A 1,988-nucleotide genomic window follows, 5' to 3' on the forward strand; every position below is an offset into this window, starting at 1 on the left:
CCAGCCAGAACAGACCGCGTGAACCGGTGCGCACGATGGTGACGTCGAGACCGCGGCGCTCGTCCCGGCGAAGAGGGCGCGGGCGACCTTGTTGGCGCCGAGGCCGAGGGCGACGGCATCGCGGGGAATGTAGAGGGTCACGCTCACTGGCGCACCTCCGTCAGTGCAGCTTCGAGGGCGTCGGCGGTCAGGTGCGCGACGGGCTCACCGTCCACCAGCGCGGCGGGACCGTTGGCGCAGAGGCCGAGGCAGTAGACCGGCTCCACCGTGGCGCTGCCGTCGGCGGTGGTCTCGTGCCAGCCGCAGCCGAGGCGGCCGAGGATCTCGCGATGGAGCTTGTCGGAGCCCATGGCCTGGCAGGCCTCGGCCCGGCACAGCTTCACCTCGTGGCGGCCGGCGGGGTGGGCGCGGAAATCGTGGTAGAAGGTGATGCAGCCGTGCACCTCGGCGCGCGACAGGTTCAGCGCGTCCGCGATCAGCGGCACGGCGCCGGAATCCACGTAGCCGAACGTCTCCTGCAGCGCGTGCAGGATCGGCAGCGTGGCCCCTTCGAGATGGGTGTGTTCGGCGATGATCCCGGATGCGCGCTCCGCGCTCCAGGGCTCGTGACGCGCCATGGTTTCCAGCCCAGTCTGTTCCTGTTCTAATGCGAAGAGGAACAGAAATGCCGGTTGGCTTCAATCGCGCAGTCCGGTCGCTCGACAAAGGACGTTTGTCGAGCTGTAACCCGGCCGACCGCGCCTCGGCCGATCCCGGCTAATTCTTTGTCAGAAATTCATTTTTTGAATCGGAGCGGTGACGGACCACATCTGCGTGCGGCGCAACATGAATTTGTGCCCTGCAATAAATTGCATCCACACGGTGAATCTGCTCGCTCGTCCGCCTCTGCCTTTCCGAGCGGCGCGAGCCATGCACCTCCGCGACGCTGGCCCGTGTCCCGTCACCCTGGATCGTAGGGCGCGTGGGTCGCCTTCGTCCGGCGGCGACAGGGAGCGACCGAGGGAGGGCATCCGGGTTGCCTGCGCGCCCCGCTCGCAGGGACGACCTGCGCAGGCCGGAGGCCACGCAGGCGGCTCGTCAGAACTCCATCTCCAGTTCCTCGATCTCGTCCGGCTCGTCGGCAGCGGCTTCCGCCCATTCCACCATCAGCGGCCAGTGCAGGATCGTGTCGCGGTAGGCGGCGGCGCGGGGCGGCAGGGCGACGTCGTAGGTGCGGAAGCGGGTGCAGACCGGGGCATACATGGCGTCCGCCAGGCACGGTCGCGCTCCGAACAGGTACGGCCCGTCGTAGCGATCCAGGCAATCGTCGAAGATCGTCACGATACGCTCGATGTCGGCCTTCGCGCCGTTGAACACCCGGAAGTCAGGGTGGAAGGCACGCAGGTTCATCGGCAGGGCCGAGCGGAGATTGACGAAGCCGGAATGCATCTCGCCGGAGATGGACCGGCAATGGGCGCGCTCCGCCGCGTTGCCGGGAAGGAAACCGGCCGCGGGAAAAGTCTCGGCGAGGTATTCGGCGATGGCCAGGGTGTCCCAGACGACCACGTCGCCGTGGCGCAGGCGCGGCACCAGGAACGACGGCGACAGGTGCAGCAGCTCCGCCCGGCTGGTGGCATCCGTGCCGGACAGGACCTCGGTCTGGAAGTCGAGACCGGCCATTCGGCAGATCAGCCAGCCCCGCAGCGACCACGAGGAATAATTGCGGCTCGAGATGGTGAGCGTAGCGGCCGTCATCGTCCTGCCCCGGGGCGCGTCGCCGATCATGCGGTCTGCGAAGCCCGATCCAAGACTCGTGCCGAATGGGGCGGGCGAATCGCTACCGCCCCCAATTCTAATCGCGTCGCAGCAGCGCCGCGACCTCCGCCTGCTCGGCGGCCGACAGAGTCCGGACCGGTGCGGGCGGCCGGCGGCGGGCGAGGCGCCACAGGCCGAAGCCGCCCAGCAGCACCGCCAGAACCGGGGTCAGCCAGAGCAGCAGGGTGGCAGCG

Annotated in this window: 3 protein-coding genes; all 3 read right to left on the reverse strand. The window is 68.5% G+C overall.

What is annotated here, in order from left to right:
- Positions 1-143: 143 nt before the first annotated feature.
- Positions 144-617 (reverse strand): formate dehydrogenase subunit gamma, encoded by a 474-nt coding sequence (locus I53_RS09160; RefSeq protein WP_010684574.1) that lies wholly within the window; start codon positions 615-617, stop codon positions 144-146.
- Positions 618-1,077: 460 nt separating this feature from the next.
- Complete coding sequence (locus I53_RS09165) at positions 1,078-1,734, reverse strand: glutathione S-transferase family protein (protein WP_043349495.1); 657 nt, start codon at positions 1,732-1,734, stop codon at positions 1,078-1,080.
- Positions 1,735-1,831: 97 nt separating this feature from the next.
- The coding region (locus tag I53_RS09170) for a cytochrome c-type biogenesis protein CcmH (protein ID WP_043349494.1) at positions 1,832-1,988 on the reverse strand (157 nt) is incomplete at its 5' end.

This window comes from Methylobacterium sp. B1, from assembly GCF_000333255.1.
Lineage (GTDB): Bacteria > Pseudomonadota > Alphaproteobacteria > Rhizobiales > Beijerinckiaceae > Methylobacterium > Methylobacterium fujisawaense.

Bases quoted from the DNA above. Each gene is read 5' to 3' on its own strand.
- I53_RS09160 (WP_010684574.1), bottom strand. From the start codon at position 617: ATGGCGCGTCACGAGCCCTGGAGCGCGGAGCGCGCATCCGGGATCATC.
- I53_RS09165 (WP_043349495.1), bottom strand. From the start codon at position 1,734: ATGACGGCCGCTACGCTCACCATCTCGAGCCGCAATTATTCCTCGTGG.